A 26370-nucleotide genomic window follows, 5' to 3' on the forward strand; every position below is an offset into this window, starting at 1 on the left:
TCTCCTCGACCAGAGGCCGCCATCCCGGACGTACGCGAACGGACGTTGTGTACAGGTCGGGCCACGGCGACACTTGAGGAAAACGCAACCGGAACCGCCCGTACCAACGGTTGTCGCGCCAACGGTCATCGCTCTTGGTGAGAAACGTCCCGGCCAGCTCGACGGGATGAGGCTCTCTCATGGGCCGAGCATACGGATTGCCGCCGTCGGCCCCCTGGCCTTGGGAGCCCTGGGCTTGTCCCCGCCGATGCCGGCTCACTGCGGGCAGCTTGGGCGGCGCTCCTGCTGATCGTGGTCCGCGAGCGCCGCTGCGGTGGCGCGGGCGAAGCCTTCCGGGTTGTCCAGCATGATGTTGTGCCCGCAGTCCGGGACCGGGACCACGGACACCCCGGCCTCGATGAGCGCGTCGGTGCCCGGGAGCGGGCCGTCGGCCTCGGGCAGCAGGTAGGTGCGGGGGATCTTCAGGTCCAGCAGATGCTCACGCATGGTGGGGGCAGTGCCTCGGGTGAGGTGGACCGCGCTGCGGTGCAGAGCTTCCCGGCCCGCCAGGCGCATCGTGGACCACCAGTGGGACCCGGCCCGGTCCCGGATCTCCTGCCAGCCGCCCGCCAGGAACTCCTCCTCGGAGTACGCGGCGATGCCGCTGCTGCCCGCGGAGCCGGGTGAAGGCGGGATCGGGTCGAGGTTGGCGTCGACCAGGACCAGGCGGGAGACCAGTTGGGGGTGTCGGACGGCCAGGACGACAGCCGCCGAGCCCCCCATGCTGTGCGCGATCAGCTCGGCGCCCGTGACACCCGCGTTGGTCAGGGCTGCGGCGAGGGCGTCGGCGTGGGATTCCAGGGTGTAGTCGAAGTCCGTCGGCCGGTCACTGATGCCGTGTCCGAGCAAGTCGATCAGCAGCGATCGACGTCCGGCGAGCAGAGGATGCACAGCAACCTCCGCGAAGTAGGCCGGTGACGTGGCGCCCAGACCGTGGACGTAGACGCGCGACGGCTCCTGTCCCGGCAGCTCGACCCAGCGGATCCGGCTGCCCTCGGGTGTCACGGCGGCGCTTCGCACAGTCTGCTTCCCTTCACCCCGGGCCGACGGAGAGACGAGAGTAGCCACCGGGCCTCGGCGCACCTCCACCGCCCCCGGCTGGACGTTGCGCGGGCACCAGAAGCCTCGGGGCTCGGGCCTCGGTTAAGTCACCTCAGTTGTGTGCACGCCCCTTGAGACCGATCCTGAGCATCGGACCAGCAAGGAGGAACAGGATGGGGCTCATGCTCTCCCCCGGCGACGACGACGTGACCAGCCCGGACGTCTCCTGGTCCTACACCGGCTTCGACATGTTCAGGGAGTGGCTGGCCCGGGCAGAGGGTTTCACTCTTGCGGAGATGAACGGCTTCGGTGGAGACCGCACGTGGAGCAGCGTCTCCACCACGCTGGCACCGCTGCTCGACCATCCGGACGACGAAGGCTCCCTCACGCTCGCTCAATGCGCGGCCATACTGCCCAGGCTCGAAGCGATCACCGACCAGCAACACGAGGGCGGAGAACCCGTCCATGAGCGACGCGTCGACGACGTGCGCCAACTGGTCACCGTCGTGAAGTACTGCTTGGAGAAGGAAGTCGAGCTCATCTTCTGCTGAGAGTGTCTGCACCGGGGTGACTCGGCTTTCGAAGCTCGGGATCCGAGACCCAGGACCCGAGACCCGCGATTCGAGGCCCGAGATTCGGTAGAGCCCATTCACTCATTCGGGCGTACTCCATCCACGCCCCGGCCCGAAGCTCGGGGCCAGAGTTTTGGGCACCGGGATACGGGACCCGGGACCCGAGCTTCTTCTTTAACCGGTAGGTAGAAGAAGGGGGTTGGGAAAACCTCCCCGACCTCCCCACCCCCGTAGCGGCCAGCAAGTATGACTATTCGCGGCGGCTTGCAGCGGAGCATTCGCACTGCTTACGGTGCGAGAACCAAGCGACCCCGACGCGGTGTGTAGGAGCACCAGGCCGGGGTCTCACCACACGATCGAAGAAAGGTCGATCCCGTGGCTACCCAGCACCCTAGCTCCGCCCTGCCCACCCCCGCACGCTCCCCCGCGTACCCGATGGCCAAGCCCGGCTACGGCAAGCGCTCCGCACCCGATCAACAGGCGCGTACGCGAAACGACTTCGCGCTCCTGCCGACCCGTGAGCGCTATGTCGCCGGGTTCGTCGACCACCTCCCCGAGGGTGCGGCCATGAGCGTGAAGACGCTGGCCAAGCAACTCCCGCTCTACGGGCAGCAAGCCATCTCCACCGCGCTGACCGCCCTCTCCGTCGCCGGACACCTGCGGCGCGTCCGGTGCGCCGTCGGCGCGGGCGAGACGACCCGCTGGGCGTTCCGCACCTTCTGGTCCCGCACCGCCCGCGACAACGAGTGGTGGAACACCTATCTCGCCGCCGAGGACGCCCGGGCCGCCACACCCGCACCGGGAGTAGCGGCCACCTCCACCACCGCCCCTCCGCCTCCCTGGGTCCCGGCCGAGGGGCCGCCGCCTCCCGCGCCGCCGGAGCGGCTTCGGGGAGAAGCCGCACCGGCATCACCGGAGGCACCTCGCGCGGACACCGCCCCAGGGGCCGTAGAGCCTGCGGAGGTCCCGGCCCCCATTTCCGTACCGCACCAACGCACTCCGGCCGACCCCCCGGACACGGCACCCGCGCCGGGCCCGGCCCGGGGCACTGCTGCGGCGGAGTCACCGACGGACCTGACGGATCTGGCGTGGCCGGCGGGTCCGATGGGGCTGACAGGTCTGGCGGGCCCGACGGACCTGACGGTTCCGGTGAACCTGACGGCCCCCCGCTCCCCCGCCTACCTCGCCCTGGCCCGACTCGGCCGCACGGACCAACGCCTGGGGTTGTCCGCCGACGACTGCGCCGCGCTGGAGGCGCAGGCGGCGGAATGGTTCGCCAGGGGTGTCGACGCCGACTACCTGACCGCCGCCCTCTCCGCAGGGCTCCCCGCCAAGGTCGACAGCCCTCTCGGCTTCGTCCGCCGTCGCCTCGCCGACAAGATCCCGCCCCGGCTGCCCGCCGAGCAGGCCCCGCCCGGCGCACCCGCCCGCCGCGTCCTGGTGGAGTGCACCGACTGTGGCGCCCCCGGACGCCCCGAGGCCCTCCCCGACGGGCTCTGCCGCCCCTGCCGCGCCGCCCACCACCCGGGGTCGGCCGGGTCCCCGGTCAGCACCGCCGAGGTACCCGCCGACGCCCGCGACATCGGGGCGTACATCGCCAACCTCCGCGACCTGCTCAAGGCCCCTTGAGGGCGGTTACAGCTGTACGTTGTGCTGTCCAGATTGCAGATGTGATGATGTGAGTCATGTCTGAGTACGAGGGCCGGGCAGGCGAACAGCCACGAGCCAGCATTCCGAAGTCGAGACTTGCAGAGTATGCCGAAATAGTCGGCCCTGTAAGTGAATCCGGCGAGTCGGGAACCTCGGCAAACGCCTCCCCCGCGCACTCAGCGTCCGGGCGATCTGAGGCTCCGATGCCGCCGAGCACGGTCCCGGCGGCCTCAACCCCCTCGCCCCCTACAACCTCACCCACCCTGCCGAGTACGCCCAGAACGTCAATATGACACTGTCCGGGCTGGTGTCCACAGCGGCACATCCGGAGCGGAGCATCCAGGCCGCAGTGGACGGATTCAAGAAGGATCCTTCCGAGTTGGTCGGCGTTATGCTCCCGGAGCTGTTGAATTCACCTATGGCTGGACCGTCTGTTACGACCTCAAGGAACACATCGAAGGGTGATTTCACCAAGGCCCCATTCTCCCCCTTGATGGTCGTCCCACACGACGGATCAGCCGCTCATCTCGCTCCCACCTTCCCGGCTTCGGCGGAATACATGGCCCTCCAAGCCTCGGGCAACTGGCCGCCCACGAAAGGGCAGTAGCATGCTCCGCCCCGACCACCAGGCCGCCGCCTGGCTCGCCCACACCTATCGCGGGCTCGCGCAACTGGTGGCGCCCCACCCTGTGGCCGAGTCGGCCACGGCCTGGCTCATGGCCTGCCGGACCGTGCAGCAGCCCGGGTTCCCGAACACCCCGATGCTGGCGTCCTCGGTCGTCGTGCCCAAGGACGGCAGCCCCTCCTTCCATCCCGCGCCGAGCGCACCCCTCGCGGATCTGGAACAGGCCACGTCGTACGAGGCAGCCGTCGCCCGGGCCCAGAACCAGGGGCGCAGGATCAACGCTCGTGGCGCTGTCGTGGCCCTGCACTCGGCGATCGGCAAGAGCCCTTCCACAGCGCTCGCCTGGCAGCCTTCGGACGAGGCTCCCGGCTGGTGGAGCAGGCTGACCCGCCGGTACTTCCCCGAGTTCGAGCGGGTGAGCGCGAGCAGTTGGGACGAGGTCGTGAAGGCCGTCGCGGAGCCGGGGCCCGACACTCGGGGCTTGGTGTGGATACGCCGCGAACTCGGCGGCCAGGAAGCCACGGGCAATCTGGTGTACGCGCACAACCACCAGGGACAGGTCGTCTTCCTCGACAGCCTGACGTCCTCCCTCGCCCGGCTGGAAACCGACCATGTACGCGAGCTGGTCCTCGTCCGGGCCCTGCCGGAGGCGCTGAGGGCTCCGCGCCGGCCCTGGGAGCAGGAGGCTCACGACTTCGAGGCGGCGGTGGCCAAGGCCCGACTCTGACTGGAGAACACATACGGAGGTGAGGCCGAGCTGGTCGGGCCCACCGTCGGCGACGAGACCCGGCGGGGCTGGGTTTTCTCCTGCGACGCCCGGCGGCATCTGCGCGACGGGCGCTGGCAGGACACCATGCTCGATGCGACGCTGGTCGTCCCCAAGGACGCCGCCGAGCCGTTCGGTCGGCCGAACTCGGACCCCTGGAACTGGCTGGCCCACTGGGACGCCGGAGGACATCCCGGCACGGGGACGTTCCCACCGCCGCCCCCGCCCGGCCGCGCCTCATGGTTCGAACCGACGCTCGCCGAGCTCGGACCCGTCCTGTCGACGTCGAGCCATCAGGAGTGGTCATCGGCAGTCGACGAACTGTCGTCCTTCCCGGCCGGGTCACGTGCTTTGATCTGGATCCGTCGCACGGACGGCCGGGGCCGCGAGGCCGTGGGATGGCTGGTCAACGGACTCACCACAACGACCGGAGTGCTGCTCCTCGACGGCTCGTCCGAGGAACCCGTGTCGTTCGACCCGACCGGAGTCCACGCGTTGCACGTGATTCGGTACCGCTGAGGCCGCAGCCGGTCCAGGTGGAGCCGGCCCGCTCCAAAGGGCCTGCTCCACCTGCCGCTGCCCGTAGGCGCCCCGGCCCATGGCCACCGAGGTGTCGGCGCTGCCCACCATTCCGACACCGGCGCCTTCCGGCGCGCTGCATGCACACCAGTTGATCCCGCTCGTCCCATGACCGGGTGACGGTGAAGCCGAGGCGTTCGTACAGGGCATGTGCCTTCCCCCGCCTCGCCGCCGCGCTCTGCTCCTACAAATGGCTTCACAAGCCGGCCCGGCAGACGCGGGCCTGTTCGGTCTCGATCGCGTTCTGGATCAGGCATCTCGCCAGCGTCTTGCCGTGGCCGAGAGGGTCCGGCGTCCGTCCTCGCTGGAGGCCGGCCATGGCTCCGTCGTACACGAGCAGTACGTTGCCCGCCAGGGCGGCGGGATCCTCGGTGGTGACGGTTTCCGCCAGCTGGTTCAGCCGTGTGACGAGGAGTGTGGACTCCGCCTCGATCACGGCGTGGACGGGGTGGTCGGGGTCGGGCAGTTCCGTGCCGGTCGCGAGGAAGGCGCACCCGCGGCCCGGGGTGTACCGGTCGCGGTAGGCGGAGACCGCGTCGAACAGGGCCAGGAGCTTCTCGGCGGGTGTGGCCGCGGCGTCCACGGCTTCCTGCCATACCTGTTCCCAGCGGTCCAGACGCCGGTGCAGCGCGGCTGCGATCAAGCCGTCCTTTCCCCCGAAGTGCGCGTAGAGCGTGCCGGGAGCGACGTGGGCGTGGTGCAACACCTGATCGACGCTGGTGCGGGCGATGCCGTCCCGGGAGAAGAGCTCGTCGGCCGCGTCCAGCAAGCGGTCCCTGGCGGACGGTCTGGCCATGGCCGCAGCGGTGTCCTGGTCCATGCACTCCATCATAACGAGCGTTACAGTGAAACGGTCGTTTCAGTGAGGTGGGGAGGGTCGGGCGCCTTCCGCCTCCGACCGGAGGTGCGCACATGAACGACCTGACCGGTGCGGGACCTGCCCGCAGCCGAGCGTTTCTCGGTGCGGGCCTGGTCCTCGTCAGTTGCCTGAGCGTGCAAGCCTCGGCAGCACTCGCCTCGACACTCTTCGACCGGCTGGGCGCCCCCGCCGTCGCCGGGCTGCGGCAGCTCTGCGCCGCCCTCGTCCTGATGGTGCTGGTGCGTCCGAGGGTCCATGGCCACACGGGGCAGGAATGGGCCGGCATGGTCGTCTACGGCGCGGCGATGGCCGTGATGAACGTGGCCTATTACGGTGCGGTGGGCCGCCTCCCGCTCGGCGTGGCGGCGACGCTGCTGTTCCTCGGGCCGTTCGTCGTGGCGGTCGCCTCGGCGCGCGCTTGGCGCGAAGCGCTTCTGCCGGCCGTCGGCCTGGTGGGCGTGGTCCTGGTCACGGAGCCCGGCGGGACAGTCGCGTGGGCAGGAATCGTCTTCGGACTGCTCTCCGCGCTGGCCCTTGCCTGCTACACCGTCTTCGCGCAGCGCGTGGGCAGGGCGTCCTCCGGGTTGGAGGGACTGGCCGTGTCGGTCGGTATCTCGGCGATGCTGCTCCTCCCCTTCTCCTTGCCCGCCGCACCGAGCGTCAACGGATCCGACTGGGGCCTGGTCGCCGTCTCCGGCGTCGTCGGGGTGGCGCTCGCCTTCACCCTGGATTTCCGGGCCGTGAAGATGGCCGGCGCCAAAGTGGTCGCGACGCTGTTCTCCCTCGACCCCCTGATGGGTGCACTGATCGGCGCCCTCGCCCTTGCCGAAAGTCTCTCCGCACCGGTGCTCGTCGGCATGGGGCTGATCGTGTCAGCCGGTGCCGTGGCGACCTGGCGTGCCGAAAGGCTCCCGGTTTCGCCGATGCCGAGCAGTACGGGCCGCTCGTGACACGGCGACGGGATGACCATCGGTCGCACCCCACCAGCAGCCATTCCTCATGCCCGGCGGAACCGACGAACAGCCGCGCAGGACACGGTCTAAGCCTTGATCGGTGCGGCCGCCCTCGCGGCCCGCTCGATCTTCGCGCAGTAGGCCGCACGTGCTTCCTCATCGATCTGCTGCTCGTGTTCGGGGCGCAACCCGGTCCGGCCGTCGAGGCCCTCGCGCAGGATGTCGGCGTGCCCGGTATGCCGGACGGTCTCGCCGAGGACATGGACCAGAACGGCGAACAGGTTCGTGTCGGTATAAGGCTCCGGCCACCACGGCACGTGGCCGGGGGCGTCGACCGGAAGCTCGTCGATCGTCGCGTCCGAGTGTTCCCACGTGCGCCGGTAGAAGCCGACGATCTGATCGCGGGTCTCGCCCTCGGCCGCCCACTGATCGCTGCCGTCGGAGTCCTGCCACCGGGGCAGCGGCTCCGGGGAAGGGCGGTCGAAGACCTCGCCGAAGTACCTGGCCTCGACGGTGGCCACGTGTTTGACCAGGCCGAGAAGGTTGGTCCCGGTCGCCGTCAGAGGTCGGCGTGCGTCGTATTCGGACAGGCCGTCGAGCTTCCAGAGCAGCGCCTCACGGTCTCGCCGCAGCCGACCGCGCAGATTATCTTTCGCAAATTCATCGATCATGGGGCATGAGCCTGCCACGGCCTGCTCAGGGTTTCAAGATCCCGTACGTGGCCCGAGGACGAGTGGAAGAGGGCCGGGACCGGGCCATCGTCGCCGCCCCGACCGCTGCAAGTAGCTCGCTCGAAAGAACCGTGCCGGTCCGAACCCTCAGCCCGAACCGCCGACCAGCGCCTCCCCGAGCGGGGTACGCCGGTAGAGCACCGATCGACCGGACCGGGCGCGGACGAGCAGCCCCGCGCCCCGCAGGATGGCGAGGTGGTCTCCCACCGCGCCGGGTGCCATGGCGAGGCTTCGGGCGAGGTGGCTGGTGCTGGCCGGGGCGTCCAGGGCCAACAGCAGCCGGGCCCGGGCCCGGCCGACCAGAGCGGTCAGCGCGTCCGGTCGGGGGACGGTCTCCTGTTCGTCCCACAGGGCGGCGGTGCCGCGGGCACGGTAGACCAAGGTCCGGGGCCAGGGGTCTTCCATGTGGGCGGCGATGTGCCCGACGATGGTCGAAGGGATCAGCAGCAGCCCGTCGCCGGTGAGGCGGACCGTTCCGCCCCGGAAGAAGCCGATCTCGATACCGCCGGCACGCCAGGCGACGCCCGGGTGCAGGCTCTCGATGGTCGCGGCCCAGCCGTATTCGCCGATCACACCCACCCGGTGCACGACGTCGCGCTCACAGATCGCCCGCAGCTGCGGCCAGTCCGCGGCAAGCAGCTCGTGCCACGCCCGGTCCATCGCCTCGGCGATCCTGGAGACGGCGTCCGGCGAGTCCAGCACCGCTCGTACGCGGGGATCACGGGCGGACGGGCCGGTCGCGTTGGCGGCGATTTCGCGGCGGGCCGCTTCCAGCGGTGTGGCCCGGATCACCGCCAGGTCGTCCGCCCAGGTCTGGTTGAGGCCGCGCGGGGGCGGGGCGACGAAGTTCGGTCCGCCGCCGCGCGTGGTGTGCAGGGCGAGGACGGCGTTCAGTTCGGTCTCACGGCGAAGCCGTTCAAAGGCCGGCAGGAGCCGGGCCGCCCACGCTCGCGGCAGCGGCCGGTCCTGCCCGACGAGCGAGCGCAGCAGCAAGCAGAGGTCCAGCGCGGGCGACAGTGCGAAACGGCTGCGCAGCAGGTCCTCGACCGAGACTTCGAAGCGCAGCACCCGGCCAGGCTACCGCGCGATGCCTGTTCGGATTCGTCCAGCGACGAATCATTGGTGAGCGACGTGGGCGCACGGCAAGGCTGGGCGTCATGCCCCCAACCGCCGAAACCGCGCAGGTCAGCCACCGTGCCACCTACCGGGTGGTGCTGGCCGAGCCGCGATTCCGGCTGCTCTTCTCGACCCGCGCCGTCGCGATCACCGCGGACGCGCTGCGGATCACCACGTTCTCGGTTCTGGTCTTCTCGTCCACCGGCTCCGCGCTGCTGAGCGCGGTGGCCTTCGGCATCGGCTTCATCCCGCAGCTGTTCGGTTCGCTGTTGCTGGGCTCCCTGGCCGACCGGCTGCCGCCCCGCGCGCTCATCACCGGCGGCTACGCCTTGACGTGCGCCACCGCCCTGCTGCTCGCCCTGGTGCGGATGCCGGTCGCGGCGAGCCTCGGTGTCGTGGCGCTGGTCTCTCTCGCCACACCGGTGTTCCACGGCGCGTCGAGTCGGCTGGTCGCTCAGTCGTTGGAGGGTGACGCCTACGTACTGGGCCGTTCGCTGAACAACATCGCCGGCGCCGGCGCGCAACTGTTCGGTCTGGCGCTGGGAGGCGCGGCCGTCGCGGCACTCGGCCCGCGCCGGGCGCTCGCGGTCAGTGCCGTCCTCTACCTCGGCTGCGCGCTTGCCATCCGCATCCGGCTCCCCCGGTTGCAGCCGGGGGAGTTCGGCGGCACGCCCAGCAGCGCCGGGAGCGACGGCGGGGCCGTCCGCGCAAGCCTGCAGGGTGCGGGCCTGCTGCTGCGCGGACGCACGGTGCGACGGCTGATGCTGGCCCAGTGGCTGCCCGTCGCGCTCGTAGCGGGCGCGGAAGGCCTCATCGTCGCCTATGCGGGAGAACGCCGATTCGCGGCCGGCTGGTACGCGGTTCTGATGGGCTGTCTGCCGGTCGGCATGCTGGTCGGCGACCTGCTGGTGGGTCGATTCCTGCGGCCCCCCGCCCGGGAGCGACTGGTGGTCCCGTTGGTCGCGCTGGCGGGGCTGCCGCTGATCGGCTTCGCCGCCGAGCCCGGGGTGGGCGTCTCGTCCTGTCTGCTGCTGCTCAGCGGCCTCGGATACGCCTACGGCCTGGGCCTGCAACGCCCGTTCCTGGACGCCCTGCCGCAGGACGGCCGAGGTCAGGCCTTCGGCTTGCTCGGCTCCGGCAGCATGACGCTCCAGGGCGTCGGACCGGTCTGCTTGGGCGCGGTGGCCGCAGTCATCGGAACAGGCGGCGCGATCGCCCTGGCGGGCGGCGCGGCGGTGCTCACCGCCGGCTGGATCCTCACCTGGCACCCGCCCGCCTCCCCGGCCCTCGCCCCGAACCGAGTCGTCTCCAGCGAATGAGGCCGCATTCCGACGAGACCGAAGCAGCATGAAGTTCGAGGCGTCGCTAGCGAGGGCCGGGGGGGCGTCGCTGACGCCGGCCGCCGTGGTGACGGCCTTGAGCGGGGTGCGGCCACCGCGGGTCAGAAGTGCTTGCTGCCGCAAATCGCACACGGTGAAATCAGAACGGCTTGCCAGGAGTCCCGTCGCCCTCGATGTTGGCCACCATCTTGCGCAGCACCTGGAGCGCGGCCACGTACTCCTTGTCGCTGATGCCCTCGTGGACTTCGGCGCGTACCTCGGTCGCCAGCTCACGGAGCCGCGCTCTGGCGGCCTCCCCGGCATCCGTGAGGTGCAGACGCTGCCCGTCATCGATCCTGAGCCACTCACGGTGGAGCAACTGGTCGACGACCCTGGCGATCTCGTGCGGCCCGTCGGCGAGGTGGGTCAGCTGAGCAACGACCTCCTCGCGGCTCGGTGCCGCGGGGCCGCCGTTCACACGGTTGAGTACCCAGTACTGCGGCTGCGTGGCGTCGATCCTGGCCATCGCGTCACGCAGATGCCGCGTGACGGCCGCATGGGTCAGACCGCTCCAGTAGCCGATCGGCTGAGTGGCCAGCATGTCATCGGTGGCAGCCGGGTTCGCCGGCGCCTGGTCGGTGGTGTTTCCGATCAGTGGCTCCATGATCGCGACGCTACGTTCCCCCGGCGCGCCGGACAATCGGCATGCGGCGTTCATGCGGAACGCTGCATGCACACCAGTTGATCCCGCTCGTCCCATGGCCGGGTGACGGTGAAGCCGAGTCGTTCGTACAGGGCGATGGCCCCGGTCCGCCATTCCCATACCGAGAGCCGAACGGTGGCGACGCCGTTTTCCGCGGCATGAGCGAGGGCGGCGTCGAGCAAGGCGGACGCAATGCCCCGGCCACGGAACTCGGGGTCGGTCCACAGCCTCTTGATCTCCGACTGCCCGTCGACCGGAGAGGTCACCACCAGACACCCGGCAGCGGCGTCCCCCAGGAGAGCCACCAGCACGACATCACCGGCGAAGGCGGTCCGAGGGTCGGTGATTTCCGCCCGGTAGCGATCCGGCAACCCGTCCACATCGGCAACCGACTCGCCCTTCTCGGCCTCCGTCCGCAGATGGTAGGCAGCCAGCAACGCCGCCACGCTGTCATCGACCGGAAGGGCCTGGCCCGGCCAGCGGACGACGACGACCTCGCCGTGATCAGTCATGACCCCAGCATCACATGGCGGAAACCACGCTCCGCACGAGCCCCAAGGAGCACGTCCGATGCACGCCTGATGCTCCGGGCGGAGATCGCCGCCCTGGCCGGCGAAAGCCGGTGCGGGCAGCGGAAGCCGATGGGGGCAGCGGTAGCCGGTGCGGACATGGGTGCGGCCACCGCTGATCATCGGTCTGCGTAGACGAACGATCACGCGGTGGCCGCAGAACACGGGAGGCCCAGCCCCGTGCGGTGCCGCGCTGCGGCGGCGATGCGTCAGCTCTGTGCGGTGTCGTCGCCCGTCTGACCGGTGCCCTCGGCCGCGCCGGTCTTCTCGCGCATCTTGCGCACCAGCTCAGCCTTCTGGTCGGCCGCGCTCCGGCGGTCGAGATTGCGGTGCGGGCCGTTGTTCTGCCGTTCGGCGCGGGACAGCTTCTTGCGCTGGCCGCCGCCCTGGCCCACGGGGTTGTTGATGTTCTTGCTCACGGTCACGGGTTCTCCCGGTAGTGATGTGAAGTGGTCTACGGATTCACCGGTGGGGGACGGGCGGCGACGTCGCAGGACGTCAGCGGCGGCCCGTCACTCGCTCACTCGTAAATCGGCGTCTGGAATGAGAAAGACGTTACCCGGTTCCGTCGACCCTCGCACACCACCCCTTTTCCGCCGTCCGGCGTCGGCCGGGCCTTTGGCGGGCGCCCGGGGACGGCCGGCGCCGGCCGCTTCGTGTGAGTAGCCGTACTCAGGCGTGTGTCTGCCCGTCTGCCCCAGCATGGCAGGCATGCCGAAGGGGATGCTGGACCTCGGACTGGCGGTGCTGCTGTCAGCGGGCGAAGTGGCCGTGCTGGTGGTCCTCTGGTTCGTCGAAGCGGTGAGGCAATGGCCCAACAGGGGTGCGACGGTTCCCGGTTCGACGCGTCGGTTCGTCCTGGTCCTGGGCCTCGGCTCGGCCTTCTCCGCCCTGCTCGGCCACGGCTTCTCCGAAGCCGGGCTGCCGGTGACCACCGTGTCCCAGACCGTCCTGGCCGCTCTTCTCGCGCTGCTGTTGATCCTGGTCGCGGGAACCGAGGGCTACGAGCGGGTCGGCCGGAACCTGTACCGGAGCCGCCTGCGCCGCGAGCGTCGACGCTGGCACGCGTCCCAGCGGCGACGCGACGGACATGCGTCGCCTCCGGTCCGTCGACGCCGGTGGCCGCGGTGACCGCTCGCCGCCGACCTGCACCCCCTTACCGGCCGGCCCGACTTACCGGCCGGCCAACGGGAAGCGGTGCGTGTGTAATGTATGCAGATGACTAACGACCCTTACGAACTGTCCGCCGAGCTGCCTGCCGTCGAGACCTACCTGCGGCTGCGACCCGCGGCGGGACTGAGTGCGATGCCCCCCGAGGCCGCGGCGCTGGGCCTGCCGAACACCTGGCACGCGGTTCAGGTCCGCCACGGCGGTGAGCCGGTCGGCATGGGGCGGGTGATCGGCGACGGCGGTTGCTTCTTCCAGGTCGTCGACATCTGTGTCCTCCCCGACCATCAGGGGCGGGGCCTCGGGAAGCGCATCATGGCCGAGCTGGTCGGCGAACTGGAGCGCCGGGCCCCGGCCGGTGCCTATGTCTCCCTCATCGCCGACGGCGACGCCCGGCATCTCTACAAGAAGTTCGGCTTCCGTGAGACCGCACCGGCCTCGGTGGGCATGCACCGCACCGTGTGAGGCGACCAGCCGACGAGGCTCACAGCAGGGCGAAACGTCGCCCGACGCCCGATGAGTTTCGCTCCCGCGTGTGGTCACCATCGAGGAAAGCAACCGCACGGACAGGAGCAGGACATGGGTCAGCTGGTCGTGGTCAACTTCGTCTCGTTGGACGGCGTCATGCAGTCGGTCCTCTCGGCCGACGAGGACCGGGACGGCGGGTTCGACCAAGGCGGCTGGGTACTGCCGTACGTCGACGAGGTGGTGGAGCGGTTCATGAGCGAGGCCACCGCCGGCGCCGGTGCCCTCCTCCTCGGGCGCAGGACCTACGAGATCTTCGCCGCCACATGGCCGTACGCCGACCTGGACGACCCCGCGGTGGCCGCGATGAACGCGATGCCGAAGTACGTCGCATCCCGCACGCTCAAGGATCTGAGCTGGGCGAACTCCACGCTCCTCGGTGCCGATCCGGTGGAGGAGATCAGTCGGATCAAGGCCGCGTCCGGGAGCGAGACGGTGGTGCTGGGCAGCGGGGGGCTGCTCGGGAGCCTGATCGAGTACGACCTCGTCGACGAGTACCGGCTGCTGGTCTTCCCTCTCCTTCTGGGCAGCGGGAAGCGGCTCTTCGCCGATGGCAGGAGCCCTCGTCGTCTGACGCTCACCGCGACGCGGCCGACGCCGTCCGGCGTCCTGATCAATACGTACCGCCGCTCCGCCGAAGGGTGAGGCCTGATCGGCGGCAAGGAACCGAACCGCTCCCGGACCACGGGGAACAGGCACAGGCCGGTGGCGTTCGGCGTGAAGATCGGGGAGGCTGGCGCGCATGGTTTCCGTAGTGCAGAACGTGGCGATCGACTGTGCTGATGCTTACGAGCTGGCGCGGTTCTGGAGCGGTGTGACCGGTCGTCCGCTGCACCCGGAGGACAGGCCGGGCGACCGGGAGACTCAGGTGCTGCTGGCGGAGGGCCCGGTGCTGCACTTCAATCAGGTGCCGGAGGCCAAGACGATCAAGAACAGGCTCCATCTGTGCCTGCGCCCGGAGACCTCGCGCGATCTGGAGGTGGACCGGCTGCTGGACCTCGGTGCCACATTCGTCTCCGATCACCGGAATCCCGATGGTTCGGGCTGGGCGATCCTCGCCGACCCCGAGGGCAACGAGTTCTGCGTTCTGCGGAGTGCGTCCGACCGGGCCGCCATGGATTCCTGACGCCCACGCCGTCCGGGGCGACGCCCGTTCCGGACGGTGAGGGTCCCGGGCGCCCCTGGGCCGCGCGGCTCCGAACGAGTGGACTTCGCAGGGCGCGGCCGGGATGCGGTGCTGAGCCCGGGGGCCGGGTGGTGTCGTTGCCGTCGCTCCGCTCCCCTCCCTCCCGGCCCGGAAGAGGCACCCCCCGATGCGACGCTCCCCCACCCGACGTCTGTACGCCGCGATGCTGCTCGCGGCGTCCGTACTGGCCCCGATGGCCGTGGCTCCCGCCCCGGCGGTCCACGCCGCGGGCCTCGATCAGCACGGCCAACACGGCCAACACGGCCAACACGGCCAGGACCACAGAAGCGGCCCGCACGGCGAGGACGACTGTCCGCCCGGCGGTCTCGGTCCCGAGCTGACCGCCGAGCTGGACAGGACCATCGAGGACGTCCGCAAGCAGGCCGGCATCCCCGGGGTCGTCGTCGGGCTGTGGCTGCCGGGGAAGGGAAGTTACGTCCACGCGGGCGGCGTCGCCGACACGGCCACCCGTGAGCCGATGTCGGCCGACACCCGGATCCGGATCGGCAGTGAGACCAAGACGTTCACGGTCACCGCGCTCCTCGAACTCGTCGACGACAAGCTCGTCGGGCTGGACGACCCGATCTCCGCCTACGTCCCCGGCGTGCGCAACGGCGACCGGATCACACTGCGCCAGCTCGCCGGGATGCGCAGCGGCCTGTTCCCGTACACCGCCGACGCGGACTTCGTGCACGACCTGCTGAGCGATCCGTACCGCTCGTTCACCCCGCGCGGTGTGCTCGCGTACGGCATGAAGCACAAGAACACCTTCAAGCCGGACGCCCGGTTCCAGTACTCCAACTCCAACCTCGTCCTGCTCGGCCTGGTGATCGAGAAGGTCACCGGCCAGAAGCTCCGCCAGGTCATCCACGAGCGGGTGCTCCGCCCCGCCCACCTGCACAACACGCTCTTCCCGACCGGGGCCGAGTTCCCCGAACCGCACGCCCACGGCTACACCGACCAGACGCTGAGCGGCGAGACCGAGGACGCCACGGACTGGAACCCCAGCTGGGCGTGGGCCGCCGGCGCGATGATCTCCGATCTGCACGACCTGCGCCGCTGGGCCAAGGTCGTCGCCACCGGGGAGCTCCTGAGCCCCGCGACCCAGGCGCAGCGGCTCAAGACCCGGCCGACCGGGTTCCCGGGGCTCGGCTACGGTCTGGGCATCTTCGAGACCGGCGGGTGGATCGGGCACAACGGTTCCCTGCCGGGGTACGAGACCGTGACCGTCTACCTGCCCTCGCAGAAGGCCACCATGGTCATCATGATCAACACGGATTCCCTGAGCGGGGGCCAGGAGCCGTCCACCCTGCTCGCCCGCGCGGTCACGCAGATCGCCACCCCGGGCAACGTCTACGACGGCAGCGCCTCCCAGGAGCCGACCACTCCGGCCGCTCCGACCACTCCGACCAACTCCCTGAAGGAGTAGTGGTGATGCGCGTCGCTCACCCCGACGGCTCGTGCGTAGCCACCGCTCCGGTCGGCTCCGGGCTCACCCCAGCCCCTCCTCCACCAGCGCCGCCCACTGCGCCACCACCCGTGCCCGCCGGGCGGTGTCGTCGGTGAGGAGGTTGGCGAGGCCGAGGCCGCGGGCCATGTCCAGGAGGCCCTGGACCGTTTCGCGGGCCCCGGGGCGGGACTCGTCGGCGCCCAGGAGTTCGACGGCGATCCGGTGGGTCTCGCGGCCCACCCGCGCCTCCAGTTCTGTCACGCGCGGGCGCAGCTGGGCCTCGTTGGAGGCGGCGACCCAGAGCTGGAGCGCGGCCCGGAACAGGGGGCCGGTGTAGAGGTCGACCAGGGCCGCGACCACCTCGGCGCGGCCCTGGTCGGGAAGTGCGCGCAGGGCGGCGGAGCGCTCCTCGGCGACGTACTCCACCGCCCCCGTGAACAGGTCCTCGCGGGTCGGGAAGTGGTGCTGGGCCGCGCCGCGCGAGACGCCGGCCCGCTCGGCGACGACGGAGACGGTGGAGCCCGCCCAGCCGTGTTCGGCCAGGCAGGCCACCGCCGCCTCCAGGAGACGCTGCCGCGTCGCCCGGCTGCGGTCCTGCTTGGGCGTGTGAGCGGATTTCAAAGGGCTGGAAGGTGTCACCGCACCCATGCCGGGTCCCGTCGTTCGAGGAAGGCCGTCATCCCCTCCCTCGCCTCGTCGGAGGCGAACAACGCGGCGGATCGGGCGACGAGGTCTTCGGCGTACTGGTCGAAGCTCCTCAGCACCGTAGCCGTGACCAGCTCCTTCGATGCGGCCAGCCCCTGCGGCGATGCCCGGCGCAGGCCGTCCAGGATCGGTACGAGTGCCCGGTCGACGTCCTCGGCGGCCTCCGTGACCAGCGAGATCCTGGCCGCCTCCGCCGCGTCGAAGCGCTCACCGGTCAGGTAGTAGCGGTTCGCCGCCGTGCGGTCCACGCGGGGGAGCAGGGTGAGGGAGATGACCGCCGGGGCCAGGCCCAGCCGGGACTCCGTGAGCGCGAAGGTGGACGACGGGCCCGCCACCGCGATGTCACACGCCGCCAGCAGGCCCAGACCGCCCGCACGGACGTGGCCCGCCACCCGGGCCACGACCGGTCTGGGCAGCGCCACGATCTCCCGCATCAGACCCACGAACGCCTCCGGGTCCGGCGGCGCCTTCAGGTCCGCCCCGGCGCAGAACGTCGTGCCGGTGTGGGTGAGCAGCACCGCCCGTACGGTGTCGTCCGCCGCGCACGCCGCCAGTGCCGCGCGGAGTTCGCCCACCAGCGACGCGGAGAGCGCGTTGCGGTTCGCCGGGGAGTCCAGCGTCAGCGTCGTCACTCCCCGGTCCGCCGTCCGTCCGATCAGGGTCACTTCTCCTCCGATGTTTCCGCGTGGTCCGTCTTCTCCCGGTCGCGCAGCTCGCGCCGGAGGATCTTGCCGGACGCCGCCCGGGGCACCGCCTCGATGAACTCGGCCTGCCGCACCTTCTTGTACGGGGACACGCGCTCGGCGACGTACGCCATGACGTCGTCGGTGGTGAGGTCCCCCGCGGCCGGGCTCCGGACCAGGAACGCCTTCGGGACCTCGTTGCCCTCCGCGTCGTACACCCCGATCACCGCCGCGTCGGCGAGGTGCTCGTGTGTCAGGAGCAGGGCCTCCAGCTCGGCGGGGGCCACCTGGTAACCCTTGTACTTGATCAGTTCCTTGACCCGGTCGACGACGAACAGCCAGCCGTCCGCGTCCACCCGCCCGACGTCGCCGGTGTGCACCCAGCCGTCCGGGTCGATCATGTCGGCGGTGGCGTCGGGCCTGCCCAGGTAGCCCTTCATCACCTGGGGGCCGCGGATGAGGATCTCGCCGTCCGCCCCCGGCTCCGCGTCCTTCGCCGGGTCCTCCAGCGACACGATCCGCATCTCGGTGCCCGGCAGCAGCTTGCCGACCGTGCCGGGCGGCGGCTGCTCGACGGAGAGCGGCACCACGTGCGTACCGGGCGACAGCTCCGTCATCCCGTACGCCTGCCGTACCGGCGGCAGCCCCAGGCGGGCCGAGCAGGCGACGGCCAGGTCGGCGTCGAGCGGGGCGGCGGCGCTGACGATGTACTGGAGCGAGGAGAGGTCGTACTCCCCCACCAGCGGGTGCTTCGCCAGGGCCAGCACGATCGGCGGGGCCACGTACAGGCCGGAGATCCGGTGCGTCTGGATGGCCTCCAGGAACTGCGCCAGGTCGAAGCGGGGCAGCACGACGACCGTCGAGCCGCAGCGCAGCGGGGCGTTCATGAGCGCCGTCAGACCGTAGATGTGGAAGAAGGGCAGAACCGCCAGGATGCGGTCGCCCTCGCCCATCGGGATGAACGGTCTCAGCTGCTCCAGGTTGGTCGCGATCGAGCGGTGCGTCAGCATCACGCCCTTGGGCGTGCCCGTCGTGCCGGAGCTGTACGGGAGCGCCGCGACGTCCTCGCCGGGGTCGATGGCGATCTCCGGCTCGGGGGCGGTGGAGGACAGCATGTCCAGGACGGAGGTGTGGCCCTCGGCCTGGTCGCAGACGTAGATCTCCCTGATGCCGCCGGTCAGTTCGGCCGCCCGGCGGGCGGTCGTCAGGAGCGGGGAGACCGTGACGATCCAGGTGGCCCCGCTGTCGGCGAGCTGTTTGGCGAACTCCTCGGGCGTGGCCAGCGGGTGGACCGTGGTGACGGAGGCCCCGGCGCGGGTGGCCCCGTAGAAGACCGCCGGGTAGGCGATGGTGTTCGGGCTGTGGAGGGCGAGGACGTCGCCCTTCCGGAGCCCCGCCCCGGCCAGCGCGGCGGCGATGCGCCGGTGGAAGCCGTCGAGCTGGGCGTACGTGAGGGAGACGCCGTTCGTCCCGTCGATCAGGGCGACGGTGTCACCGAACCCGGCGGCCCCGCCGAGGACCGCTTCGTGGATGGGTGTGTCGAGGGCCGGTACGTCTGCGTACTCGCTGCGGAACACCATGGCGGTCCCCTGTCGTCGCGGATGCCCGCGCCGCCCGGGTGGCGGCGCGGGACGCCGTGCGGGTGTGGAGGGTCAGAATCACCCCTGTGGGGGAGGGATGGGGAGAGGTCGGACGGAAGAAGGATCAGGAAGGCCGTGGGGCTCAGTACGACTTCGGCAGGCCCAGCGTCTGGTGCGAGACGTAGTTCAGGATCATTTCGCGGCTGACCGGGGCGATCCGGGCCACCCGCGACGCGGTGATCAGGGACGCGAGGCCGTACTCGCGGGTCAGGCCGTTGCCGCCGAGGGTGTGCACGGCCTGGTCGACCGCCTTCACGCACGCCTCGCCCGCCGCGTACTTCGCCATGTTCGCCGCCTCGCCCGCCCCGACGTCGTCGCCGGCGTCGTACAGCCGGGCCGCCTTCTGCATCATCAGGCGGGACAGCTCCAGGTCGATGTGGGCGGTGGCCAGGGGGTGCGCGATGGCCTGGTGGGAGCCGATCGGGGCCTTCCAGACCTGCCGGGTACGGGCGTACTCGACGGCCTTGCCGAGCGCGAAGCGGCCCATGCCGATGCCGAACGCGGCCGTCATGATGCGTTCGGGGTTGAGTCCCGCGAAGAGCTGGAGGAGGCCCGCGTCCTCGTCGCCGACCAGGGCGTCGGCCGGGAGGCGCACGTCGTCCAGGACCAGCTCGAACTGCTTCTCCGGGGCGTGGAGTTCCATGTCGATCTGATTCCGCCCGAAGCCGGGGGCCTCGCGCGGGACGATGAACAGGCACGGTTTCAGGTTCCCGGAGCGGGCGTCCTCGGTGCGGCCGACGATCAGCGTGGCGTCGGCTATGTCGACGCCGGACACGAAGACCTTGCGGCCGGTGAGCAGCCAGTCGGCGTCCGGGCCCGTGCCGTCGCGGCGGGCGGTGGTGGTGATGCGGTGCGAGTTGGAGCCGGCGTCGGGCTCGGTGATGCCGAAGGCCATGGTGAGGCTGCCGTCGGCGAGGCCCGGCAGCCACTTCTGCTTCTGTTCGTCCGTGCCGAAGCGGGCGATGACCGTGCCGCAGATCGCGGGCGACACGATCATCATGAGGAGAGGCGATCCGGCCGCACCCAACTCCTCCAGGACGATGGAGAGTTCGGCCATGCCGCCGCCTCCGCCGCCGTACTCCTCGGGGAGGTTCACCCCGAGGTAGCCGAGCTTGGCGGCCTCCGCCCACAGTTCACCGGTGTGGGAGCCCTCGCGGATGACGGTGGTCATGTAGTCGCGCCCGTACCGCTTGCCGAGGGCGGCGACGGCGGCGCGCAGGGCCTGGTGCTCTTCGGTTTCGAGGGCGGTGCTCATGCGGTCTCCTCCGGTACGGGGATGGCGGCCGGGTCCTCCTGGACCACGGCGAGCAGCGCGCCGACCTCGACCTGGTGGCCGGGGGCGGCGTGCAGGGCGGTGAGGAGGCCGGAGGCGGGGGCGAGGATGCGGTGCTCCATCTTCATCGCCTCCAGCCAGATCAGCGGCTGCCCGGCCTCGACGGGGACGCCGGCGGCCAGGCCCTCCGCGAGGCGGACGACGGTCCCGGGCATCGGGGCGAGCAGGGAGCCCGGTTCGGTGTGGGTGGCGGGGTCGGTGAAGCGGGGCAGGGCGGTGAACGTGTACGAGGCGGCGTCGGTGTCCACGAACACCCGGTCGCCGTCGGCCCTGACCGTGAAGTGCCGGGCGACACCGTCCAGTTCGAGGGTGACCCGGTCCGGTGTGACGGCGAGGACCCGGACGCCCGGGGCATCATGCGGTTCCGGGGCGCCGGTGCGCGGGGTGCGGTAGGCGACCTCGTGCTCGGCCCCGTCGGGTTCGCTCCGGTAGCGCTTGAGCTGCGGCCCCGAGGGCACGTTGCGCCAGGCCCCGAAGCGGGTGGGGGCGGGGCCGCCCGAGGTGGCGGTGACGGCTGCCGCCAGGGCCCCGGCGAGGGCGGCCCGGGCGGGGTCGCGGCCGGCCGCCGGGGCGGTCAGGGCCGCCAGGTGCCGGTCGTAGAACCCGGTGTCCAGGCGTGCCGCCGCGAAGTCCGGGTGGCGCAGCGACCGTACGAGCAGCTCGCGGTTGGTCACCGGGCCGTGGATCCGGGCCCGCTCCAGGGCGCGGGCCAGCAGCCGGACGGCCTCGGCGCGGGTCGGGGCGTGGGCGATCACCTTGGCGAGCATCGGGTCGTAGTGCACGCCGATGGTGTCGCCGCCGGTGTACCCGGTGTCCAGGCGCAGGCTCGGCACGTCCGGCAGGTCCAGTGCGAGGAGGGCTCCGGTCTGCGGCTGCCAGTCGCGGGCCGGGTCCTCGGCGTAGAGCCGGGCCTCGACCGCGTGGCCGGACGGCGACGGGGGCGTCGCCCCCAGCGGCCCGCCCTCCGCCACACGCAGTTGCAGGGCGACCAGGTCGAGCCCGAACACGGCTTCCGTGACGGGGTGTTCGACCTGGAGGCGGGTGTTCATCTCCAGGAAGTACGGCCGCCCGTCGGCGGAGACCAGGAACTCCACGGTCCCCGCGCCCCGGTAGCCGACCGCCCGCGCGGCGGCGGTCGCCGCGTCGCGCAGCCGGGTGCGCAGGGCGTCGTCCAGGCCGGGGGCGGGGGCCTCCTCGATGACCTTCTGGTGGCGGCGCTGGAGCGAGCAGTCCCGGGTGCCGAGCGCCCACACGGTGTCGTGCTCGTCGGCCATCACCTGGACCTCGACGTGCCGTCCGCGTTCCACGTACGGCTCGGCGAAGACCTCGCCGTCCCCGAAGGCGGACGCCGCCTCGGCGGCGGCGGCCAGCAGTTCGCCGGGCAGCGCGCCGAGTTCGCGGACGATCCGCATCCCGCGTCCGCCGCCGCCCGCCGCCGCCTTCAGCAGCAGCGGCAGATCGTCCTCCGCGGCCGTCGCCGGGTCCACGGGGGCCAGCAACGGGACCCCCGCCCCGGCCATCAGCTCCTTGGCCCGGGTCTTGGACGCCATCAGCTCGATGGCCTTCACCGGCGGGCCCACCCACACCAGGCCCGCGTCCTGCACCGAGGCGGCGAAGGCGGCGTTCTCGGAGAGGAAGCCGTACCCGGGGTGCACGGCGTCCGCCCCGGCGGCCAGGGCGGCGGCCACGACGAGATCGCCGCGCAGATAGGTGTCGGCGGGGGCCGCCCCCGGCAGCCGTACGGCGAGGTCCGCCTCCCGTACGTGCAGGGCGCCGTCGTCCGCGTCGGAGTACACGGCGACCGTGGTGATGCCCAGGTCGCGGCAGGTGCGGAAGATCCGGCAGGCGATCTCGCCCCGGTTGGCGACGAGCAGGGTCTGGATCACGTCACTCCTCATGGGCGGGTCACATCCGGCAGGTGTCTCGTGGGCCTCATGGGCGGGTCACATCCGGAAGACGCCGAAGCCGCCGCGGGCGCCCTCGACCGGTGCGGTGTGGATCGCGGACAGGCACATGCCGAGGACGGTCCGGGTGTCGCGCGGGTCGATGACCCCGTCGTCGTACAGCCGCCCGGACAGGAACGTCGGCAGCGACTCCGCCTCGATCTGCTGCTCCACCATCGCCCGCAGCCCGGCGTCGGCCTCGTCGTCGTACGGCTGCCCCTTGGCGGCGGCGGAGGCGCGGGCGACGATGGACAGGACCCCGGCGAGCTGCTGCGGGCCCATGACGGCGGACTTGCTGCTCGGCCAGGCGAAGAGGAAGCGCGGATCGTAGGCGCGGCCGCACATGCCGTAGTGGCCGGCCCCGTAGGACGCCCCCATCAGGACCGACAGATGCGGGACCTTCGAGTTGGCGACCGCGTTGATCATCATCGCGCCGTGCTTGATGATGCCGCCCTGCTCGTACTCCTTGCCGACCATGTAGCCGGTGGTGTTGTGGAGGAAGAGCAGCGGGATGTCGCGCTGGTTCGCCAACTGGATGAACTGGGCGGCCTTCTGCGACTCCTCGCTGAAGAGAACACCCTGCGCGTTGGCGAGGATCCCGACCGGATAGCCGTGCAGCCGCGCCCAGCCGGTGACCAGGCTCGTCCCGTACAGCGGCTTGAACGCGTCGAAGTCCGAGCCGTCGACCAGCCGGGCGATGACCTCGCGCGGGTCGAAGGGGGCTTTCAGGTCGCCCGGCACGATGCCGAGCAGCTCGTCCTCGTCGTACTTCGGCGGTTCGGCGGGACCCGGGTCGGCGTGCGCCTTGCGCCAGTTGAGGCGGGCTACGATGCGTCGGGCCTGGCGGATCGCGTCCTGTTCGTCGACGGCGAAGTGGTCGGCGAGCCCGGAGGTGCGGGCATGCATCTCGGCCCCGCCGAGGGACTCGTCGTCGCTCTCCTCGCCGGTCGCCATCTTCACCAGGGGAGGTCCGCCGAGGAAGACCTTGGACCGCTCCTTGATCATCACGGTGTGGTCGGACATGCCGGGGACGTACGCGCCTCCGGCGGTGGAGTTGCCGAACACGACGGCGACGGTGGGGATTCCGGCGGCGGAGAGCCGGGTGATGTCGCGGAAGAGGGCCCCGCCCGGGATGAAGATCTCCTTCTGGGACGGCAGATCGGCCCCGCCCGACTCCACCAGACTGATGCAGGGCAGCCGGTTGGCGAAGGCGATCTCGTTGGCGCGCAGGGCCTTCTTCAGCGTCCACGGGTTCGACGCCCCACCGCGCACGGTCGGGTCGTTGGCGGTGATCAGGCACTCGACGCCCTCCACCACCCCGATCCCCGTGACGAGCGAGGCGCCGACCGCGTAGTCGCTGCCCCAGGCGGCCAGCGGCGACAGCTCCAGGAACGGGGTGTCGGGGTCGACGAGCAGCTCGATCCGCTCGCGGGCCGGGAGCTTGCCGCGCTTGCGGTGGCGGGCGACGTACTTCTCGCCGCCGCCCGCGAGCGCCTTGCCGTGCTCGGCCTCCAGCTCGGCGAGCCTGGCCACCATGGTGGCCCGATGCGCCGCGTATTCGGGGCCGTTGGTGTCGAGCCCGGTGGGCAGGACGGTCATGCGGTCACCTCCGGGGCGGGGACGCCTTCCAGCAGCGGTACGGGGACGGGCAGCGACCGGGACCGCAGCCACTCCCCCAGCGCCTTGGCCTGCGGGTCGAACCGGGCCTGGGCGGCGACGCCCTCGCCCAGCAGGCCGTGCACGGTGAAGTTCAGGGCGCGGAGACGGGGCAGCACATGGCGGACGACGGTCAGTTCGGCCGTCTCCGGCAGGAGTTCCTTCAGCCGCTCGACGGTCAGCTCGTGCGCCAGCCACCGCCAGGCGTCGTCGTCGCGCACCCAGACGCCCACGTTGGCGTCGCCGCCCTTGTCGCCGCTGCGGGCGCCCGCGACCAGACCGAGGGGTACGCGCCGGGTGGGGGCGCCGGAGGGATACGGCTCGGGGAGCGGCGGCGCGTCGAGTTCTGCCAACTCCTGGGTGCGGGCGGGTGGTTCCTGGACCTCTCTCCGTCCGTCCGGCAGTACGGCGGTGTGCTCGACGTCCGCCGCCGGTACGGGCCTGGCCTCGAACACCCCGTAGGGCGCGCCCTTTCCGGGCGGGGCGGTGACATGGAAGCCCGGGTAGCTGCCGAGGGCCAGCTCCACGGCGGCCCCGGAGACCGCGCGGCCGACCGCGTCGGCCTCCCGGTCGCGGACGACGAGCCGCAGCAGCGCACTGGCCCGCTCCTCGGTGGCGGCGTCGGCGTGGTCGGTCCGGGCCAGCTCCCAGCGCACCTCGGCCGGCGGGCGCCCGCCGGCCCGCTCCAGGGCGTCGGCGAACTGGTCCTTCACGAGGGCCGCCTTGGCCTCGATGTCCAGGCCGGTGAGGACGAAGACGACCTCGTTGCGCCAGCCGCCGAGCCGGGTGAGCCCGGCCTTGAGCGTGGGCGGCGGGGCCTCCCCGCGTACGCCGTCGATACGGACCCGGTCCGGGCCGTCCGGGGTCAGCGTCACGGTGTCGAGGCGGGCGGTGACGTCGGGGCCCGCGTACCGGGCTCCGCCGGTCTCGTAGAGGAGTTGGGCGGTGACGGTGCCGACGTCGACGACCCCGCCCGTACCGTCGTGCTTGGTGATCACCGAGGAGCCGTCGGCGTGGATCTCGGCGAGCGGGAAGCCGGGGCGGCGGAGGAGGCGGGCGTCGTGCTCGCCGAAGAACGCGTAGTTCCCGCCGGTCGCCTGCGTACCGCACTCCAGCACGTGCCCGGCGACGACGGCCCCCGCGAGCGCGTCCAGGTCGTCCGGGCCCCAGCCGAAGTGGGCGGCGGCGGGCCCGGTGACCAGGGCCGCGTCGGTGACCCGGCCGGTGACGACGACATCGGCCCCGGCCCGCAGACAGGCGGCGATCCCGGAGCCGCCGAGGTAGGCGTTGGCGGTGAGGAACCCGTCCGGGACGGGCAGGCCGTCGCCCTCGACGTGGGCGACGGTGACGGGCACACCGACTTTCTCCGCCAACTGCCGTACGGCGTCGGCGAGTCCGGCGGGGTTGAGGCCGCCCGCGTTGGCGACGATCTTCACCCCGCGCTCGTGGGCGAGGCCGAGCCCTTCCTCCAACTGGCGCAGGAAGGTGGTGGCGTAGCCCTTCTGCGGGTCCTTGAGGCGGCTCCGGCCGAGGATGAGCATGGTCAGCTCGGCGAGGTAGTCGCCGGTGAGGACGTCGAGGGGGCCGTCGGTGAGCATCTCGCGCAGCGCGTCGAAGCGGTCGCCGTAGAAGCCGGAGGCGTTGCCGATCCGGAGGGGCGCGGGGGCGGCGTTCACCGGTGGCCGTCCGGCTCCGCGCGGGGCGTGCGGCCGGGTCCGGGAGGTCCGGCGAACGCCTGGGCGATGGAGAGCCACTGGTCGGCTCCGCGCCCCTCGGCGGTGACCGCGAGGTCGGACCGGTGGGCGCGCTGGGTGACCAGGAGGCAGAAGTCGAGGAGCGGGCCGGTGATCCGCTGGGCGGCGTCCTCCGGTCCGTACGCGATCATCTCGCCGTCCGGGGTGTGGAGTTCGACGCGGAACTCCTCCTCGGGCGCGGTGATCCCGCGTACCGCGTAGGCGTAGTTCCGGGCCCGGACGCCGATCCGCGCCACGTGCCGGAGCCGGGCGGTGGGGGTCCGGGTCACCCCGAGGGCGTCGGCGATGTCCTGGCCGTGCGCCCAGGTCTCCATGAGCCGGGCGGTCGCCATGGACGCGATGCTCATCGGGGGCCCGTACCAGGGGATCCGGGTGCCGGCCGGGGCGTCCCTCAGCACCTTGTCGAGCCGCTGCCAGCCCTCCCGCCACCGGGCGAGCAGGGCATCCGGGGCATGGGCGGCGACCAGGGCGTCGGCCGCCTCGTCGACGAAGGTCTCGGGCGCGGCGAGGGCCCTGACCACCTCGTCCCCGAAGCGGTCCGGCTCGGTGGCGGCCAGCAGCGCGACCTCGTCGGTCCAGCTGAGGTGGGCGATCTGGTGGGCGACGGTCCAGCGCGCGGCGGGCGTCGGGCCGCGCCAGGCTCCGGCATCCAACACCCCCACCAGGGCATCGAGTTCGTCGCTCTCTTCGCGCAGATCGTCGATCACGGCTACGACAGCGGACACGTGCGCTCCCCTCGGGACCGGGTGTGGTGTCCAGGAGCATGGCAGCGCGCCAGGAAACAATCAAGCACGCTTGCATGATTT

26 protein-coding genes and 1 pseudogene are annotated in these 26370 nt (G+C 71.5%); 11 read left to right on the forward strand and 16 right to left on the reverse strand.

Features of this window, described 5'->3' with window-relative positions; genetic code table 11:
* Positions 1-255 precede the first annotated feature (255 nt).
* Positions 256-1059, reverse strand: a complete 804-nt coding sequence (locus IE272_RS21655; RefSeq protein ID WP_190007572.1) for an alpha/beta fold hydrolase — start codon at positions 1057-1059, stop codon at positions 256-258.
* 194 nt (positions 1060-1253) lie between these two features.
* Between IE272_RS21655 and IE272_RS21660 the strand changes: the two genes are divergently transcribed.
* The 4 genes from IE272_RS21660 (at position 1254) to IE272_RS38750 (ending at position 5212) form a co-directional block, all read left to right on the forward strand.
* Positions 1254-1631, forward strand: coding sequence for a hypothetical protein (locus IE272_RS21660; protein WP_098892152.1), 378 nt, complete (start codon positions 1254-1256; stop codon positions 1629-1631).
* Between the two features lie 396 nt (positions 1632-2027).
* Positions 2028-3281 (forward strand): MarR family transcriptional regulator, encoded by a 1254-nt coding sequence (locus IE272_RS21665; RefSeq protein WP_373304184.1) that lies wholly within the window; start codon positions 2028-2030, stop codon positions 3279-3281.
* Positions 3282-3910: 629 nt separating this feature from the next.
* A complete protein-coding gene (locus tag IE272_RS21670; RefSeq protein WP_190007574.1) occupies positions 3911-4654 on the forward strand; it encodes a toxin glutamine deamidase domain-containing protein in 744 nt (247 codons plus the stop codon).
* Complete coding sequence (locus tag IE272_RS38750; protein ID WP_308433867.1) at positions 4655-5212, forward strand: YrhB domain-containing protein; 558 nt, start codon at positions 4655-4657, stop codon at positions 5210-5212. It begins immediately after the preceding gene.
* Between the two features lie 130 nt (positions 5213-5342).
* Here IE272_RS38750 and IE272_RS38755 read toward each other — a convergent pair.
* Both IE272_RS38755 and IE272_RS21685 read right to left on the reverse strand, forming a co-directional pair.
* Positions 5343-5435, reverse strand: a pseudogene (locus IE272_RS38755) (GNAT family N-acetyltransferase); the annotation flags it as partial.
* Positions 5436-5468: 33 nt separating this feature from the next.
* Positions 5469-6092, reverse strand: coding sequence for a TetR/AcrR family transcriptional regulator (locus IE272_RS21685; protein ID WP_050361162.1), 624 nt, complete (start codon positions 6090-6092; stop codon positions 5469-5471).
* Between the two features lie 92 nt (positions 6093-6184).
* Between IE272_RS21685 and IE272_RS21690 the strand changes: the two genes are divergently transcribed.
* Positions 6185-7081 carry an EamA family transporter gene (locus IE272_RS21690; RefSeq protein ID WP_229897371.1) on the forward strand — a complete coding sequence of 299 codons (897 nt, stop codon included), beginning with the start codon at positions 6185-6187 and terminating at the stop codon, positions 7079-7081.
* A gap of 89 nt (positions 7082-7170) precedes the next feature.
* On the opposite strand, the gene IE272_RS21695 is transcribed toward IE272_RS21690, so the two are convergent.
* Both IE272_RS21695 and IE272_RS21700 read right to left on the reverse strand, forming a co-directional pair.
* Positions 7171-7755 (reverse strand): DinB family protein, encoded by a 585-nt coding sequence (locus IE272_RS21695; protein ID WP_050361163.1) that lies wholly within the window; start codon positions 7753-7755, stop codon positions 7171-7173.
* A 147-nt stretch (positions 7756-7902) separates the two neighbouring features.
* Positions 7903-8883: an ArsR/SmtB family transcription factor gene (locus IE272_RS21700; RefSeq protein WP_050361164.1), complete on the reverse strand. Its 981-nt coding sequence runs from the start codon at positions 8881-8883 to the stop codon at positions 7903-7905.
* 89 nt (positions 8884-8972) lie between these two features.
* Between IE272_RS21700 and IE272_RS21705 the strand changes: the two genes are divergently transcribed.
* Positions 8973-10250 carry an MFS transporter gene (locus IE272_RS21705; protein WP_190007576.1) on the forward strand — a complete coding sequence of 426 codons (1278 nt, stop codon included), beginning with the start codon at positions 8973-8975 and terminating at the stop codon, positions 10248-10250.
* Positions 10251-10410: 160 nt separating this feature from the next.
* On the opposite strand, the gene IE272_RS21710 is transcribed toward IE272_RS21705, so the two are convergent.
* The 3 genes from IE272_RS21710 to IE272_RS21720 form a co-directional block, all read right to left on the reverse strand.
* Positions 10411-10914, reverse strand: a complete 504-nt coding sequence (locus IE272_RS21710; RefSeq protein ID WP_050361166.1) for a MarR family winged helix-turn-helix transcriptional regulator — start codon at positions 10912-10914, stop codon at positions 10411-10413.
* Between the two features lie 50 nt (positions 10915-10964).
* Positions 10965-11465 (reverse strand): GNAT family N-acetyltransferase, encoded by a 501-nt coding sequence (locus tag IE272_RS21715; RefSeq protein WP_050361167.1) that lies wholly within the window; start codon positions 11463-11465, stop codon positions 10965-10967.
* Positions 11466-11731: 266 nt separating this feature from the next.
* Positions 11732-11947: a DUF6243 family protein gene (locus tag IE272_RS21720; RefSeq protein ID WP_007454046.1), complete on the reverse strand. Its 216-nt coding sequence runs from the start codon at positions 11945-11947 to the stop codon at positions 11732-11734.
* A 286-nt stretch (positions 11948-12233) separates the two neighbouring features.
* Between IE272_RS21720 and IE272_RS21725 the strand changes: the two genes are divergently transcribed.
* From IE272_RS21725 to IE272_RS21745, 5 genes are all read left to right on the forward strand, one after another.
* A complete protein-coding gene (locus IE272_RS21725) occupies positions 12234-12653 on the forward strand; it encodes a hypothetical protein (protein ID WP_143673971.1) in 420 nt (139 codons plus the stop codon).
* An 81-nt stretch (positions 12654-12734) separates the two neighbouring features.
* On the forward strand, positions 12735-13154 hold the full coding sequence (locus tag IE272_RS21730) for a GNAT family N-acetyltransferase (RefSeq protein ID WP_190007578.1): 420 nt from the start codon (positions 12735-12737) through the stop codon (positions 13152-13154).
* A 114-nt stretch (positions 13155-13268) separates the two neighbouring features.
* The gene (locus IE272_RS21735) at positions 13269-13859 is read left to right on the forward strand and encodes a dihydrofolate reductase family protein (RefSeq protein WP_050361169.1); all 591 of its coding nucleotides are present in this window, start codon (positions 13269-13271) and stop codon (positions 13857-13859) included.
* A gap of 97 nt (positions 13860-13956) precedes the next feature.
* The gene (locus IE272_RS21740; protein WP_050361170.1) at positions 13957-14340 is read left to right on the forward strand and encodes a VOC family protein; all 384 of its coding nucleotides are present in this window, start codon (positions 13957-13959) and stop codon (positions 14338-14340) included.
* Positions 14341-14527: 187 nt separating this feature from the next.
* The gene (locus tag IE272_RS21745; protein WP_190007580.1) at positions 14528-15829 is read left to right on the forward strand and encodes a serine hydrolase domain-containing protein; all 1302 of its coding nucleotides are present in this window, start codon (positions 14528-14530) and stop codon (positions 15827-15829) included.
* 63 nt (positions 15830-15892) lie between these two features.
* On the opposite strand, the gene IE272_RS21750 is transcribed toward IE272_RS21745, so the two are convergent.
* The 8 genes from IE272_RS21750 to IE272_RS21785 all read right to left on the reverse strand — a co-directional run bounded on the left by IE272_RS21750 (position 15893) and on the right by IE272_RS21785 (position 26289).
* Positions 15893-16498, reverse strand: coding sequence for a TetR/AcrR family transcriptional regulator (locus IE272_RS21750; RefSeq protein ID WP_050361172.1), 606 nt, complete (start codon positions 16496-16498; stop codon positions 15893-15895).
* Entirely contained in the window at positions 16486-17220 is a 735-nt protein-coding gene (locus IE272_RS21755; RefSeq protein WP_098892145.1) for an enoyl-CoA hydratase family protein, read from the reverse strand. Before IE272_RS21755 ends, IE272_RS21750 begins: the two co-directional genes overlap by 13 nt.
* Positions 17217-18818, reverse strand: coding sequence for a 4-coumarate--CoA ligase family protein (locus tag IE272_RS21760; protein WP_190007582.1), 1602 nt, complete (start codon positions 18816-18818; stop codon positions 17217-17219). The genes IE272_RS21755 and IE272_RS21760 overlap by 4 nt, the downstream gene beginning before the upstream one ends.
* Positions 18819-18960: 142 nt before the next feature.
* The gene (locus IE272_RS21765; RefSeq protein WP_056701443.1) at positions 18961-20133 is read right to left on the reverse strand and encodes an acyl-CoA dehydrogenase family protein; all 1173 of its coding nucleotides are present in this window, start codon (positions 20131-20133) and stop codon (positions 18961-18963) included.
* Positions 20130-22109: an ATP-binding protein gene (locus tag IE272_RS21770; protein ID WP_190007585.1), complete on the reverse strand. Its 1980-nt coding sequence runs from the start codon at positions 22107-22109 to the stop codon at positions 20130-20132. Before IE272_RS21770 ends, IE272_RS21765 begins: the two co-directional genes overlap by 4 nt.
* 45 nt (positions 22110-22154) lie before the next feature.
* Positions 22155-23753 (reverse strand): acyl-CoA carboxylase subunit beta, encoded by a 1599-nt coding sequence (locus IE272_RS21775; protein ID WP_050361177.1) that lies wholly within the window; start codon positions 23751-23753, stop codon positions 22155-22157.
* Positions 23750-25486 carry an acyclic terpene utilization AtuA family protein gene (locus IE272_RS21780; RefSeq protein WP_190007587.1) on the reverse strand — a complete coding sequence of 579 codons (1737 nt, stop codon included), beginning with the start codon at positions 25484-25486 and terminating at the stop codon, positions 23750-23752. The genes IE272_RS21775 and IE272_RS21780 overlap by 4 nt, the downstream gene beginning before the upstream one ends.
* Positions 25483-26289, reverse strand: a complete 807-nt coding sequence (locus tag IE272_RS21785) for a TIGR03084 family metal-binding protein (protein WP_190007589.1) — start codon at positions 26287-26289, stop codon at positions 25483-25485. Before IE272_RS21785 ends, IE272_RS21780 begins: the two co-directional genes overlap by 4 nt.
* Positions 26290-26370: the final 81 nt, after the last annotated feature.

Source organism: Streptomyces anulatus, assembly GCF_014650675.1.
Lineage (GTDB): Bacteria > Actinomycetota > Actinomycetes > Streptomycetales > Streptomycetaceae > Streptomyces > Streptomyces anulatus.